10 protein-coding genes are annotated in these 15,202 nt (G+C 64.1%); 7 read left to right on the plus strand and 3 right to left on the minus strand.

The window, feature by feature from the left end:
- The first annotated feature begins 95 nt into the window (after positions 1-95).
- From ISF28_RS25060 to ISF28_RS25090, 7 genes are all read left to right on the plus strand, one after another.
- Positions 96-3,215 (plus strand): TonB-dependent receptor, encoded by a 3,120-nt coding sequence (locus ISF28_RS25060; RefSeq protein ID WP_198119899.1) that lies wholly within the window; start codon positions 96-98, stop codon positions 3,213-3,215.
- 100 nt (positions 3,216-3,315) lie between these two features.
- Positions 3,316-4,821: a tryptophan halogenase family protein gene (locus tag ISF28_RS25065; protein WP_198119900.1), complete on the plus strand. Its 1,506-nt coding sequence runs from the start codon at positions 3,316-3,318 to the stop codon at positions 4,819-4,821.
- On the plus strand, positions 4,818-6,296 hold the full coding sequence (locus tag ISF28_RS25070) for a tryptophan halogenase family protein (protein ID WP_198119901.1): 1,479 nt from the start codon (positions 4,818-4,820) through the stop codon (positions 6,294-6,296). Before ISF28_RS25065 ends, ISF28_RS25070 begins: the two co-directional genes overlap by 4 nt.
- Positions 6,297-6,386: 90 nt before the next feature.
- Positions 6,387-7,994, plus strand: coding sequence for an alpha-L-fucosidase (locus tag ISF28_RS25075; RefSeq protein WP_229519366.1), 1,608 nt, complete (start codon positions 6,387-6,389; stop codon positions 7,992-7,994).
- A gap of 31 nt (positions 7,995-8,025) precedes the next feature.
- Positions 8,026-9,684, plus strand: coding sequence for an alpha-L-fucosidase (locus tag ISF28_RS25080; protein WP_229519367.1), 1,659 nt, complete (start codon positions 8,026-8,028; stop codon positions 9,682-9,684).
- A 10-nt stretch (positions 9,685-9,694) separates the two neighbouring features.
- A complete protein-coding gene (locus tag ISF28_RS25085; RefSeq protein WP_198119902.1) occupies positions 9,695-11,623 on the plus strand; it encodes a sialate O-acetylesterase in 1,929 nt (642 codons plus the stop codon).
- A gap of 57 nt (positions 11,624-11,680) precedes the next feature.
- Entirely contained in the window at positions 11,681-12,040 is a 360-nt protein-coding gene (locus ISF28_RS25090) for a right-handed parallel beta-helix repeat-containing protein (RefSeq protein WP_198119903.1), read from the plus strand.
- Positions 12,041-12,203: 163 nt separating this feature from the next.
- Here ISF28_RS25090 and ISF28_RS25095 read toward each other — a convergent pair whose 3' ends face one another.
- The 3 genes from ISF28_RS25095 to ISF28_RS25105 form a co-directional block, all read right to left on the minus strand.
- The gene (locus tag ISF28_RS25095) at positions 12,204-13,814 is read right to left on the minus strand and encodes a rhamnogalacturonidase (protein WP_198119904.1); all 1,611 of its coding nucleotides are present in this window, start codon (positions 13,812-13,814) and stop codon (positions 12,204-12,206) included.
- A gap of 20 nt (positions 13,815-13,834) precedes the next feature.
- Positions 13,835-14,203: a hypothetical protein gene (locus ISF28_RS25100; RefSeq protein WP_198119905.1), complete on the minus strand. Its 369-nt coding sequence runs from the start codon at positions 14,201-14,203 to the stop codon at positions 13,835-13,837.
- Positions 14,204-14,831: 628 nt separating this feature from the next.
- On the minus strand, positions 14,832-15,202 hold a 371-nt coding region (locus ISF28_RS25105; RefSeq protein WP_198119906.1), incomplete at its 5' end, for a transposase.

A 15,202-nucleotide genomic window follows, 5' to 3' on the forward strand; every position in this document is an offset into this window, starting at 1 on the left:
CTCGCGTTTCCCGGCCACCAGGCCAGATATTGCTTCCATGCCGCAGCAGCGCGCGGCTGGACATTCGAGATTCGATCTAGAAAAGAGATAATGACATGAAGAGACAATTCAAAAAAACCGCGCTGTCCATCGCCGTGGCACAGGCCGCGCTCATTTGCGGGGGCGCCGCGTTCGCACAAAGCGCACCGGCGACCGAGGGCGGCGCCGCGAGCACCGACAAGGACGGCACCGTAACCGTCGTGGTGACCGGCCAGCGCGCGGCGATGCAGTCGGCCGCCGAGCTCAAGCAGAACTCCGAAGAGATCATCGACGGCGTCGTCGCCGAGGAAGCCGGCAAGCTGCCGGACAAGTCGATCACCGAGGTGCTGCAGCGCGTGGTCGGCGTGACCATGGACCGCAACAGCCGCGGCGACCCGGAGCACTTCTCGGTCGAAGGGTCGGGCATCGCGGTGCGCGGCCTGACCTGGGGCTCGTCCACGCTCAACGGGCGCGAGTCATTCTCGGCCGGCTGGCCGGGACGCGAGCTGAGCTGGGGTGACGTGCCGCCAGAGCTGATGTCGGCCGTGATCGTGCACAAGAACCCGCCGGCCGAACTGATCGAAGGCGGCGTCAGCGGCCAGGTCGACCTGCGCACCGCGCTGCCATTCGATTACAAGGGCGACAAGTTCGCCATCTCGACCAATGCCAATTACAACGCGCTGGGCAAGAAATCCTCGCCGGGCATGTCGGCCCTGGCCTCGAAACGCTGGGAAAACGATTTCGGCCGATGGGGCATGCTGCTGGACCTGTCGGCCAACCGCAGCAACGAGCACAACGACTCGATTCAGATCGACCCCTATTACCCGCGCACCAACGTCGTCGATGGCAAGACCGTCTGGGCGCCCAAGTCGGGCTCGTATCGCACCAACACCTCCCGCTACGACCGCGTCGGCGAGTATGCCGCGCTGCAGTGGAAGAAGAATGGCGTGGAGTCCTCGTTTACCGTGTTCAACTCGGCCTACACGAACAACAGCCAGGAGCACGCCCTCTACACCGGCGTGGAGAACACCTACAAGACCAAGCTGAACAACCCTGTGTTCGACGCCAATGGCGTGCTGCAGTCGGCCAGGTACACCTACCCGGGCGGCCAAGGGGCGAACAATTTCGTCGAGGGCGGCCTGGAATTCAATTCGAACTCCACCGACTCGCTGGTCCACTCGACGACCCGCGAACTCGCCTGGAACACCAAGTGGACCGTCAACCAACGCCTGGCGTTCCAGAACGACTTTCAGTGGGTGCACGCCAAGGCCGACAGCACCTACCGCAACATGACCCTGTCGACCTTCGTGCCGAGCATGAACATCAGCGTGAAGGGCAGCGATCCGGCCGAAATCACCTTCGACGACGCGGCGACCCAGTTCCTGGCCGATCGGGGCCATTACTACCCGAACGCCTTTGTGCCGCAAATGGGCAAGGAAGACGGCGACTTGTATGCCTGGAAGGTCGACGGGCGCTTCAGGTTCGACCATCCGGTGCTGCGTGACCTGCGTTTCGGCATACGCCTGACCGACCGCAAGTCCACCCACGTCAAGGCCAGCGGTTCGGACTGGTATACCACGTCCCGGCCATGGGAGGTCGCCACGACCCAACGGCCGGGCACCCTGCCGACCTCGGCCGACACCGGGGGCTGGCAGCCGCGCGCCAGCTTCGGCTACCTGAGCGATCCGCGCTACGGCGACCTGCTCCCGACCACGCTGTTCAAATACAACAACTTCTTCAACGGCAAGGTTCCGGCGCCGGCGGCGCTGGTGCAACCGAGCACGGCGGCGGTCCTGGGCTATCCCGATTCCTACGCGGTGGCGAAGAAGGTCGTCCAGTACCAGTGCGAGGACGGCGCCCAGCATTTCGGCACCACGGTGGACTGCTCGACGCAGGGCAACGACTGGACGCCGCTCTCCTACGACGGCGACCCGAGCAAGACCTTCAGCAACAACGAGAAGACCCAAGCCGCCTATCTGTCGAGCCGCTTCGGCTGGGATGAGCTGCGCTACCCGGTCGAGGGTAGCGTCGGCGTGCGCGTGGTGCATACCTCGACGACGGCGCATGGCTACACCGTGTTCAAGCCGACCTACGACACCCTCACGCCGCCGGCTATGCCGCGCTTTGGCAAGATCGACACCCCGCTCGACGGCAAGAACAGCTTCGTCGACGTGCTGCCGAGCCTGAACCTGAAGGCGGAACTGAGCGACAAGCTGCAAGCGCGCTTCGCCTTCGCCAAGTCGATGTACCGGCCCGGCTTTGGCGACCTGAGCGAGTACGTCACGCTCAGCCAGACCTACAACCAGGCCGTCGGTACCACGCCGGCGAGCGTCACCTATCAGGGCAGTGACACCGGCAACGTCAAGCTCAAGCCGACCCGCGCCTACAGCTATGACGTGTCGCTCGAGTGGTATCCGGGCAGCGGCAGCTCGCTGACGGCCGACGTGTTCTACAAGAAGGTGAGCGACATCATCTTGAATTCGGCCGTCAGCCACAGCTACGCCGACCTGGCCGGCAACTTGCAAAGCTTCATGATCCAGCAGAAGGACAACGCCTCGGACGGTTCCGTGGCCGGTCTGGAGCTGGCAGGGCAGACCTACTTCAACAACGTGTCCGGTTTGCAGGACGTGTTGCCGGAGTGGACCAAGGGCTTCGGCATCTCGGCCAACTATACCTACATCAAGAGCAAGCAGGAGCTGCACCATCCGTTCGACCAGAAGTACTGCCCGGCGGCCGGCTCGTTTAACGACGCCTCGCTCAACCTGTTCGGCTGCGACAGCAACGGTCTGCCGTTCACCACGATGCCGCTGCAGTACCTGTCGCGCAACGCCTACAACGTGGCCCTCATGTACGACAAGGGACCGTTTTCGGCGCGCCTGGCCTACAGCTGGCGCAGCCGCTTCCTGCAGGGCGTGAACGTGAACGGCACCTCGGGCCAGGACGCCACCAGTGCCGATCCGGCGCACCCGGGCGCCACCAACGTGGCCTTCGGCTTGCCGACCTGGCAGGAAGCGACCGGTCAGCTGGACTTCGGCATGGACTACCGCTACAACGAGCATCTGTCGGGTAGCTTCTCGATGACCAACCTCACCGACGCGACGGTTCTCCAGACCCAGCAGCAAGGGATAGGCATGATGGGCCGCGCCTGGTTCGAGTACGGCCGCGGCTACCGCGCCTCGCTGCGCTACCAGTTCTAAGCAGTGGCGGGGCGGCCCTGGGCAGGGGCCGCCCCACCTGCGGGGCCATTGATCAAGTCCTTGCCGGCCTCGGCAAGGCAAACATTAGAAAGTGACAACGATGACCGATAATCACATCCGTAAAGTCGTCATCGTCGGCGGCGGCACCGCCGGCTGGATGACTGCCGCGCCGCTGGCGCTCAAGCTGGGCGGGCGCTGCGAGATCGTGCTGGTCGAGTCGCCCGAGATCGGCACCGTCGGCGTCGGTGAAGCGACGCTGCCGACCATCCGCTATTTCAATCATTCCCTGGGCCTCGACGACGCCGATTTCGTCAGGAAGACCCAGGCGACCTTCAAGCTCGGCATCGAGTTCAAGGACTGGGGCCATGTCGGCAACCGCTTCTTCCACGGTTTCGGCGACTTCGGCCCGCCGATCGAGCATCGCCCGGCCTATATGTACTGGCTGCGCCTGTCGCGGACCTTCAAGGATATGCCCTCTTACGAGCAATGGTCTATCGCGACGGCGATGGCGCGCAACAACCGCTTTGCCCCGCCGCACGACGAGATGCCCTCCGTGAGCGACGCCTATTCCTTCGCCTACCATTTCGACGCCGGCCTGTATGCCGCCTATTTGCGCGTCTACGCCATGGGCTGCGGCGTGACGCGCGTCGAAGGCATGATCGACGGCGTCGAACAGCATCCCGAGACCGGCTTCATCACCGCCCTCAAGCTGCGCGACGGGCGGCGTGTCGAAGGCGACCTGTTTGTCGATTGTTCCGGCTTTCGCGGCCTGTTGATCGAAGGCGTATTCAAGGCCGGCTACGACGACTGGAGCGACATGCTGCCTTGTAACAGCGCGCAGGCCGTGCCGTGCGCCAAGGCCGAGCAGCTCACGCCGTACACCATATCGACCGCCAAGAGCGCCGGCTGGACCTGGCGCATCCCGCTGCAGCACCGCACCGGCAACGGCCATGTCTACTGCGACGCCTTCACCAGCGACGAGGACGCCGGCCGCGTGCTGATGGACGGCCTGGATGGCGAAGCGCAGGGCGCGCCGCGCCAGCTGCGCTTTACCACCGGACGGCGCCGCAAGTCCTGGATCAAGAACTGCGTGGCCATCGGTTTGTCGAGCGGCTTTCTCGAACCGCTCGAATCGACCAGCATCAACATCATCGAAGTGGCGGTCGGCTGGCTGGTGCAGTTTTTTCCCCAGCGCGATTGCCGTCCCGAGCTGGCCGACGAGTTCAACCGCATGATCACGGAACGCTACCAGTTCGTGCGCGACTTCATCGTGCTGCATTACAAGGTCACCCAGCGCTCGGATTCGGAATTCTGGCGCTACTGCGCCAACATGCCGATTCCCGATACGCTCAAGCACCAAATCGAGCTGTTCCGCGAAACCGGGCATGTGGCCATCTACGATCCGGAAGGGTTTTCCTCGTCCTCGTATTTCTCGATCCTGATGGGGCTCGGCGTGGTGCCGAAGGCCGACGATCCGCTGATCGACGCCCTGCAGTTCGACCGGCTGCTGGGGCATTTCGCCAGCCGGCGCGAGATCATCAACCAGGTCGTCAAGGCGATGCCCGAGCACGGCCAGTACATTTCCCTGCACTGCAAGGCGCCATGAAGCTGCCCATCAAACGCGTCGTGGTGGTCGGCGGCGGCACGGCCGGATGGATGACGGCCGCCGCGCTGGCCACCGCCCTGAAGGGCTGCAGCGTCGAGCTGGTCGAATCGGAGGAGATCGGCATTGTCGGGGTGGGGGAGGCGACCTTTCCTTCGATCCGCAATTTCCACCAAAAGCTCGGCATCGACGAGGCTGCGTTCCTGCGCGCCACCAACGGCAGCTACAAGCTGGGTATCGAGTTCCGCGACTGGCGCGCGCGCGGCGAAAGCTACTTCCACACCTTCGGCGATTTCGGCGAGCTGAGCGGCCCGAACGCGGTGTGGGGCCAGTATCACCGGCTGGGCGAGGCCAGCCTTGGCGCCCTGGGCGAGCAGTGCCTGTCCAGCGTGATGGCCAGCCGGGGCCGCTTCATGGTGCCGCGCGAAGAACACCGCTTCGATTACGCCTACCATTTCGATGCCGCGCTGTACGCCGCCTTCCTGCGCAAGCTGGCCGAGCAACGCGGCGTGCGGCGCACCGAAGGGCGCATCGTCGACGTGGCGCGGCGCGCCGACGGTGCCATCGACCGGCTCCTGCTTGCCGATGGGCGCGTGGTGGCCGGCGACCTGTATATCGATTGCTCCGGCTTCGCTTCGCTGCTGCTGGGGCGTGCGCTGGAAGAGCCATTTGTCGACTTCAGCCACTGGCTGCCGGTGGACCGGGCCTGGGCCGTTCCAAGCGAGCGGATCGGCACCGAACTGACGCCTTACACGCGCGCCACCGCGCTGGAAGCGGGCTGGGCGTGGCGGATTCCGCTGCAAGACCGCATCGGCAACGGCCATGTGTTCGCCAGCCGCTACCTGGACGAGGAAAGCGCGCGCGCGCAATTGCTGCAGCAGCTGGACGGCCCTGCGCTGGCCGAACCGCGCTTGCTGCGCTTTCAGACCGGCCATCGCGCGCGTGCCTGGGTGCACAACGTGGTCGCGCTGGGCTTGTCGGGGGGCTTCCTGGAGCCGCTCGAGTCCACCAGCATCTTCCTGATCCAGTGCGGCTTGGGCAAGCTGATCGATTTGCTGCTGTCGGGCGCGCCGCTCAGCGAGCCGGTGGTGGCCGACTATAACGGCTTGAACGCCCGCCAGTTCGCACGCGTGCGCGATTTCATCATCCTGCACTACTGCCTGAGCGCGCGCCGCGACAGCGCCCTGTGGCGCGCCATGACGACCATGGAGCTGCCCGATACCCTGGCCTTCAAGATCCACGCCTGGCGCAAGGCGGGCGCGCTGCACCAGTACGACCTGGAGGGCTTCGATGCGACCAGCTGGCTGGCGATCCATGCCGGGATGGGGCACTGGCCCGAGCACACCGATCCCTCGCTGGGCGACATGACGCGCGCCGAGGCCTTGGAGGGGCTGCAATGGCGCCGCGAACGCATCCTCGAAGCCGTGGCGGCCATGCCCACGCATGGCGCTTTCCTGCGCGGCATGCTGGGACGCTGAGTGTCCTGCTGTGCGCTCCTCGACGGCCGGCGCGAGGCGCCGCCAGCGGTTTGAGGAGTCATTTGGAAACGACGACACACAGGAGTGATTTTGAAACGACGAAAACTACTGAAGCATTTGGGAGCGGCGATTCCAGCCGTCGCCCTATCGCCTTATGCGCGCGCCGCCGACGCGCTTACGCACACTGGCACGGGGACGATCGCGGTTGGCCCGTTCGCGCCCACCTGGGATTCGCTGGAGAAATACCAGACGCCGGACTGGTTCCGCAACGCCAAGTTCGGCATCTGGGCCCACTGGGGCCCGCAGTGCGAACCGGAACATGGCGACTGGTATGCGCGTGGCATGTACGAGGAAGGCAGCGATCTCTATCGCTACCACGTGCAGAAGTACGGCCACCCGTCCAGGTTTGGCTTCAAGGATGTGATCCACCAGTGGAAGGGGGAGCGCTGGGATCCGGACGCGCTGCTGGCCCTTTACAAGAAGGCCGGGGCAAAATATTTCATGGCGCTGGCCAACCATCATGACAACCTCGACCTGTACAACAGCCGCTATCAGCCCGAGTGGAATTCCACCAAGGTTGGTCCGGGCAAGGACTTGATCGGCGGCTGGAGCCGCGCGGCGCGCGCCAACGGCATGCGTTTCGGCGTGAGCGTGCATGCGGCGCGTACCTGGACCTGGTTCGAGGATGCACAGGGCGCCGACAAGAGCGGTCCCTACGCCGGCATCGCCTATGACGGCAAGTTGACCCGCGCCGACGGCAAGGGCACGTGGTGGGAAGGGATGGATCCGCAGGCGCTGTACGCGCAAAACCATGTTCGGGGCGTCGCCATTCCGGACCAGGCATACTGCGAGAAATTCTTCAACCGTACGCGCGACCTGATCGACAACTATGATCCGGACATCGTGTATTACGACGATGCCGTGCTGCCCTTGTTCCCGTTTAGCGACGCCGGCTTGCGCCTGACGGCACACATGTATAACCGCAGCATCGCCAAGAAGGGCCGGAACGAGGCCGTGGTCAACGGCAAAATCCTCAATGAACAGCAGCGCCGCAGCATGGTGTGGGACATCGAGCGCGGCCAGAGCCACCAGATCGAGCCGCTGCCATGGCAGACCTGCACCTGCATCGGCAACTGGCATTACGACCGGCCGCTGTACGAGCGCAAGGGCTACAAGAGCGCGCAGACGGTGGTGCATACGCTGATCGACGTGGTCAGCAAGAACGGCAACCTGCTGCTGAGCGTGCCGGTGCGCGGCAACGGCACCATCGACGAGCAGGAGCGCGCCATCGTCGAGGAAATCGGGCGCTGGATGGCGGTCAACGGCGAGGCCATCTACGACACCCGCCCCTGGGCCATGTACGGCGAAGGGCCGGTGGCGCAGGAGGCGACCACGTCGAATGCGGGCGCCAGCTTCAACGAGGGTAAGAGCAAGCCGTTCTCGGCGGCCGACGTGCGCTTCACCGCCAAGGGCAGGACCGTGTTCGCCTTCATCATGGGCTGGCCGGCATCGGGCAAGGTGTCGATCGAGGCCATGGGTAGCGCCAGTGCGCACCTGGCCGGGCGCATCCGGCGGGTCGAGCTGCTCGGCGCCAACGGTGCGCTGGCGTTCGAACAAACCGCACAGGGCTTGCAGGTCACACTGCCGGCCAATATGCCCGCTCTGGCTTACGCCAGTGCCTTGAAAATTTTGGCCTGATTTTGAAGTGGCGACACACACAGGAGTGGTTTTGAAACGACGACAATTACTGAAGCATTTGGGAGCGGCGATTCCAGCCGTCGCCCTATCGCCTTATGCGCGCGCCGCCGACGCGCTTACGCAAACTGGCACGGGGACGATCGCGGCCGGCCCGTTCGCGCCCACCTGGGATTCGCTGGAGAAATACCAGACGCCGGACTGGTTCCGCAACGCCAAGTTCGGCATCTGGGCCCACTGGGGCCCGCAGTGCGAACCGGAACATGGCGACTGGTATGCGCGTGGCATGTACGAGGAAGGCAGCGATCACTATCGCTACCATGTGCAGAAGTACGGCCACCCGTCCAGGTTCGGCTTCAAGGATGTGATCCACCAGTGGAAGGCGGAGCGATGGGATCCGGACGCGCTGCTGGCCCTTTACAAGAAGGCCGGGGCAAAATATTTCATGGCGCTGGCCAACCATCATGACAACCTCGACCTGTACAACAGCCGCTACCAGCCGGAATGGAATTCCACCAGGGTCGGTCCGGGCAAGGACTTGATCGCCGGCTGGAGGCGCGCCGCGCGCGCCAACGGCATGCGTTTCGGCGTGAGCGTGCACGCGGCGCACGCCTGGACCTGGTACGAGACGGCGCAGGGCGCCGACAAGAGCGGCCCCTACGCCGGCATCCCCTACGATGGCAAGCTGACCACGGGCGACGGCAAGGGGACCTGGTGGGAAGGTCTCGATCCACAAGCGCTGTACGCGCAAAATCATCCCCTGAGCAAGAGCGGCGCCGATGGCGGCGTGTGGCAGGAGCAGTGGCACTGGGGCGGCGGCGCCGCCATTCCAGACAAGGCCTATTGCGACAAATTCTTCAACCGCACGCGCGACCTGATCGACAACTATGATCCGGACATGGTGTATTTCGACGACACCGTGCTGCCCTTGTTCCCGTTTAGCGACGTCGGCATGCGCCTGACGGCGCACATGTACAACCGCAGCATCGCGAAGAAGGGCCGGAACGAGGCCGTGGTCAACGGCAAGATCCTCAATGAACAGCAGCGCCGCAGCATGGTGTGGGACATCGAGCGCGGCCAGAGTCACCAGATCGAGCCCTTGCCATGGCAAACCTGCACCTGCATCGGCAACTGGCACTACGACCGGTCGCTGTACGAGCGCAAGGCCTATAAGAGCGCGCAGACGGTGGTGCGTACGCTGATCGACGTGGTGAGCAAGAACGGCAACCTGCTGCTGAGCGTGCCGGTGCGCGGCAATGGCAGCATCGACGAACAGGAGCGCGCCATTGTCGAGGAAATCGGACGCTGGATGGCGATCAACGGCGAGGCCATCTACGACACCCGGCCCTGGGCCGTGTACGGGGAAGGGCCGGTGGCGCAGGAGGCGGCCACGCCGATGTCGGGCGCAGGCTTCAACGAGGGCAAGGGCAAGCCGTTTTCCGCGGCCGACGTGCGCTTTACTGCCAAGGGCAAGACCGTGTTCGCCTTCGTCATGGGCTGGCCGGAATCGGGCAAGGTGTTGATCGAGGCCATGGGCCGTGCCAGTGCGCACCTGTCGGGCCGCATCCGGCGGGTCGAGTTGCTCGGCGCCAACGGTACGCTGGCGTTCGAACAAACCGCACGGGGCTTACAGGTCACACTGCCGGCCAATATGCCCGCTCTGGCTTACGCCAACGCCTTGAAAATTTCTTGAGGAGAAAGACTTGAACATCGCAGCCTTCGTACTTGCCGCATCGCTGACAACACCCGTGCTGGCGCAGCCGGCGGCACCGGCATTTGCCGGCATCTTCGGCGACCATGCCGTGCTGCAGCGCGGCGAAGCTTTGACCTTGTGGGGTACGGCGGCCCCCGGACTCGGCGTGACGGTGAGCCTTGGCGGCAAGACCGCCGCGGCCAAGGCCGATGCGCAGGGCCGATGGCGGGTGAGCATGCCGGCCATGTCGGCCGGCGGACCGTACACGCTGTCCGCCAGCGACGCCGGCGGTACCGCGACGCTCAAGGACATCATGATCGGCGACGTCTACCTGTGCGGCGGCCAGTCGAACATGGAGTTTCCGTTGCGCCTGTCGACGGGCGCGTGGCCGGCATTTCCCGCCAATCCGGACCTGCGCTTCGTCAATATTCAACGCATCAGCGAACTTGCCGTCCAGCAGGACTTGAAGCGGCCGGCGGCATGGAACGTGGTGACGCCCAAGAACGTCGGCGAGGCCTCGGCGGTGTGCTACTACATGGCGCGTACACTGCAGCAGAAGCAGAAGGTGGCGGTCGGCTTCATTGGGTCGAACTGGGGTGGTACCACGATCCAGGGCTGGATCGGCGAGGAATCGCTGAAAACCCTGCCGGCCTACGCCGAGCGGGTCGAGGCGCTGGCGGTGATGGCGTCCAATCCCTCCAAGGGGATGGCCGACGAAGCGCGCCGCCACGAGCGATGGTGGGACGCGCATGACCCGCAGGCCAAGGCGCAGCGTGCCTGGAGCTTGCCCGGATTCGACGACGCGGCATGGCCGAGCTTGTCGCCGAGGGGATCGTGGAAAGATGCCGGCGTCGCCGCGTTGGCGGGCTTCGACGGCGCCGTCTGGTTCCGCACCAGCGTGACGCTGAGCGAGGCGCAGGCGCGCGCGGCCAGCGCCCTCCAGCTCGGTCCCATCGATACCTACGACAGCACCTGGGTCAACGGCGTGCGCGTGGGCGGCGGCACTATTGCGTGGATGTCGCGCGACTATGCCGTTCCCGCGGGCGTTTTCAAACCGGGCCGCAACGTGATCGCCGTCCATGTTCTTGGGGGCGGCGGGCTGACCGGGCTGCCGGAACAGCGCGGCATCAAGACCGGCGACGGGCAGTTCATTGCCCTGTCCGCGCCGTGGAAATACCAGCTGGGCATGCGCGCCAAGGGCCTGGTTATCCCGGCCGCGCCGTGGGAAGTGCCGATCAGCCTGTCGACGCTCTACAACGCGATGATCGCGCCGCTGGCCGGCTACAAGTTCAAACTGGCGGCCTGGTACCAGGGTGAGGCCAACACCGACGCCGCAAGTGAATACGAGACCTTGCTGCCGCTGCTGATCGCCGATTGGCGCAAGACCTTGGGCCAGCCGGAATTGCCCTTCCTCGTCGTCCAGTTATCCTCGTTCGGTTCGATCGCGACCAAGCCCGGGCCATCGAACTGGGCGCAGTTGCGCGAAGCCCAGGCCAGGACGGTGCGCAACGACCCGCATGCCGCGCTGATCGTGACGATCGACGTGGGCGACCGCACCGACATTCATCCCGCGCAGAAAGCCGTGGTCGGCGAGCGCCTGGCCCGCGCGGCGCGCGCGCTGGCCTACGGTGAAGCGATCGCGCCTGGCGGCCCGGAAGCGGTCGGCGTGAAGCGGGAAGGGGAGGACCTGGTGGTCACCTTCAAGAACACCGGCGGGGGCTTGCGCACCTATAGCTCTGGCCAGGCGATCGGATTCGAAGCCTGTGCCGGCGCCGTGTGCCGCTTCGTGCTGGCGGTGGCGCAAGGCGACACGGTGACGCTGAAGGGCGCCAACCAGCCAGGCACCACGCATGTGCGCTATGCCTGGGCCGATGCGCCGTATGTGAATCTGTACAGCGCCGACGACTTGCCTGCTGCGCCGTTCGATATGGCGCTGTAAGCATGCAGACGCCGGCCTATTGCGTCACTCATTGAGCTTTCCCTTGGGCTGTTGGCCATGTACTGCCTGCTCCAACCCGCCGTTGCGGAAACGGTCAAGGTGGACGATGTCCGATCCTTGCAGGCGGCCTTGGACAAAGCCCGGGTGAACAAGCGCATTACCCGCATCGAGCTGGCAGCGGGCACGTATGCCTTGCGCGCGCCCATTGTCGTCGATGAGAGGCTGTCCTGCACGGCAGCGACACCGTTCGTACTGGCGGGCGCCACAGGCGCGCGTCCGGTGCTGATCGGTGCCGAAAACCTGGCCAGCCTACACTGGGAGGCCTGGAACGGCGGCATCTGGGGTGCCGCCACGGTGGCGGCGAGATACTCGGGCGGCTCCTGCAGCGCCCGCAGCGCTTCCTCGCGCGGCGGTTGACGACGCGCGCTTTCAAAAAATGATCGATCTGGAGCACGGCGGCATGAGCGAGGTACGGTCGTCTTCGACATGCGGCTTGAACGGCGAGCACAGGCCGGACTGGCGGCCGCTGAGGTACATGGCCAGGCGCTTCGGCCGCGAGCTCCTCTGTCTTCCAGCGTGTCTACAATGTCAGCGCCTCTACGCGCCCCGTGACCTCGCGGTCCGGCATGCCGCGCACATCCTTGGCGGAGAACTGGCTGACCCCGCGCAGTGCGAACAGCGCCGCTCCGCCTTGCCCGCGCTGCAGATTGACGGCATGGAAGCTGGCATCGCTGACATCGTCCAGCACGACCGCGGTTCGCCCCTCGGGCTGGACGTAGCCGACTTTGACGTGATGAACCTCGATTGCCTTCACGTGACGCAGGTAAAACGCATACGCCGGCGCCTTGCCGAACATGCCCGGCTCCGGATACCCATCGGGAAGTTCGGGCGGCACTAGCGCGCTCCAGGCCGCATCCCCGCCGCCCTGCGTTTCTATCTGCACATTGCTGATGCGAACGTCCTCGATCGGATGCCCCGACAGCCCGGCTATCGTGCTGGCGTGATTGCGGTACGCACCGGAGACGACAATATTGCTGATATTGATGCGCTTGATGGTGCCCACCGCCGGCTTATTCGGTCCGCGCAGGCGCGCGCCCAAGCGTATGAAGATCGGATCGTTCACCACATTGCGCATCGTGATGTTGGAAATCGTCACGTCCTCGATGTGCGCACCGTCCACGCTTTCGATCGCCAGGCCGCGGCAGGTGTCGAAAATGCAGTTCGTGATGGTGATGTTCTTGAAGTCGCCATTCGATTCGGTGCCCAGCTTGATGCGGCCGTACAGTCCCGAGCGGTACTCCGGCGTACTGCGCTTGAATGTGCCATCGAGCAGGCTGCCCTCGTCGAAATTTCCCGACACCATGCAATCGGAGATCGTGATGTTCTCGCAATGCTGGATGCGGCCCAGGCCGTAGCTGGCCTTGAGGCAAATCGCATCGTCCCAGGGCGTATTCAGGCTGCAATGCGTCACGTGCACATTGCTGCACGCGTCGATATCCATGCCGTCGCGGTTGGTGTCGATGGTCAAGTGGTCGATCAGCATATTCGAGCAACCGGTCGCCAGGATGCCGAAATGGCCGCCATGCAGGATCGAGAAATCGCGCAAGGTCACGTTACGGCACTCGCGCAGCGCGATCGCCTTGTCGCCTTCGCCGGGCTGGTCCGGCTTGTCGGTGTAGTTGCCGGTGGTCTTGTCGTGGCCGCTATTCAGGCCTTTGCCATGGATTAAGCCGCCGCCCACGATGGCCACGTGGTCTAGGCCGATACCCCAGATCAGGCTGTTTTGCCAGTGGCTGTGGCCATAGTCTTGATAGTTGCCGCCGGCCTCGTTCGGCTCGGGCAGATCGTAGCGCGCCACGCTCGGGTCCACCGCTTCGATCACCGCGCCCGCTTCCAGGTAGAGCGTGATGTTGCTCTTGAGTCGGATCGACGCCGACAGGTAGCGCCCCGGCGGAACGTACACGGTGCCCCCGCCCGCGGTTGCGGCAGCAGCGATGGCCGCATTGAGTGCCGGCGAGTCGAGCGTGCGGCCATCGCCCTTGGCGCCGAAGCGCTTGACGTCGAACAGCGAGCTCGTTGGGATGGGCGGCGCCGCCAGCGCGCAGGCCGGCAGCGCGGCAGCGAGCGCAACGGCCCTAGCCAGAAAATGTCTGCGTGTAGGTAGCAATGTAACTTTCTTGAATGTGCCCATTGGATAGGGCCGCTTTCTCGTTAGGCTGAAAGGCGCAAAAGCACGGAGCCATGCGGCTTGATGGTCTGACGGATGACGCCGCGCGCTGCCAGCAGATCGCGGGGCGTCCACAGGTCACGCAGCGCCACGGTTTTATCGCCGAGGTGACGCCGCGACAGGTTGAACGCGATGTCCACCGGCTTGCCTTCCGTGCTGAACAGCGCAAGGTAGTAGACCGATGTTGTGCCGCTCGCGCGCGCGTTCCAGATGCACCTGCCTTGGTCGGCGTGCAGCGGCCGGTTCTGGTGACTCTTCTGGTTTTCCGCGAGCACTTCCGGATTGGTCAGCAGGGCGAGCGTGAGCGCCAGCGCCGTGCGGCTGGCTGGCGTTTTTTTTTCGCACTGCGGCAACTGCCGGGACAGGAGGCGCCGCGGCGGCGACGGTGGCCATGGACGCGGTGAAAATATGACGTCGGCGGGCGTTGATCATGATAGTGATGACAGATAAGTTGAAACTGAGGTGAGCAATTTTATGCCAGTTTATGGCCGCGAAATTTGCCGTTTCCGCGAAAGTTGAGAACAAAAAAGCTCAACATTTACCGTTCTGCCAGCGAACACCTCGGCGTGACATAATCCGCGGTCGGGGTAGGGGTAAAACTGACGTAGTGCCCGCTGTTGCCGGGTCAAGGAGCGATGACCTTGGCATGGTATCGTGAATGGTACTGAGCCAGGAACGCTATTAAAATGCTAAGCAATTCATGGCCATAGCTCAGCCATTGATCATCGAGTGGGAGTGAGTTTCCTTTTGCGAACTTAACTTCGCTGTGTTTAAAAGCTCGCTTCGTTTTGGCGGGCTTTTTTTTACAGACGAACGCACGCAATTTCCGTGTCGTTGATCGCACTCAGGTTTAATCATTGAGCGACCACAGGTGAGCGCCGCAGGCGCTCAGTCGGGAAGCCCGCGCCAGCGGGCCTGTCCACAAATCCACGGGGCGTGTTTGTTCCTGAGCCTCGTTGTGCGTGGCGTGTGACTTAGAGGCTATCCCAGTAGACCTGCTGAGCGCCAGGCGATGATTCCGCATACCAGATGAAGAATGGCAAGGTAATTGCTCGCTTTCTTCGGCCAACGGATCAGCAAACCCCGAAACCGGTTCATCCAGCTGTGCGTGCGTTCGACGACCCAACGTCGAGCGCGAAATCCCGCATTTTTACTGATGTCCTGGGCTTCCTCCCCACGTGCCCGGATATGCGCGGTGAAGCCAAGCTGCTCAACCCATTGGCGTACCTGCTCATAATCGTAGCCCTTGTCGAGGCACAGTCCCTGCGGACTGTCTGACGTGGGCGTTGGCCGGTCCAACTGCAAATCTTCGATTGTCGGGCATACCATCTTCATGTCATGGCGGTTGGCGC

The sequence above is a fragment of the Massilia rhizosphaerae genome, from assembly GCF_016093545.1.
Taxonomy (GTDB): Bacteria; Pseudomonadota; Gammaproteobacteria; order Burkholderiales; family Burkholderiaceae_D; genus Telluria; species Telluria rhizosphaerae.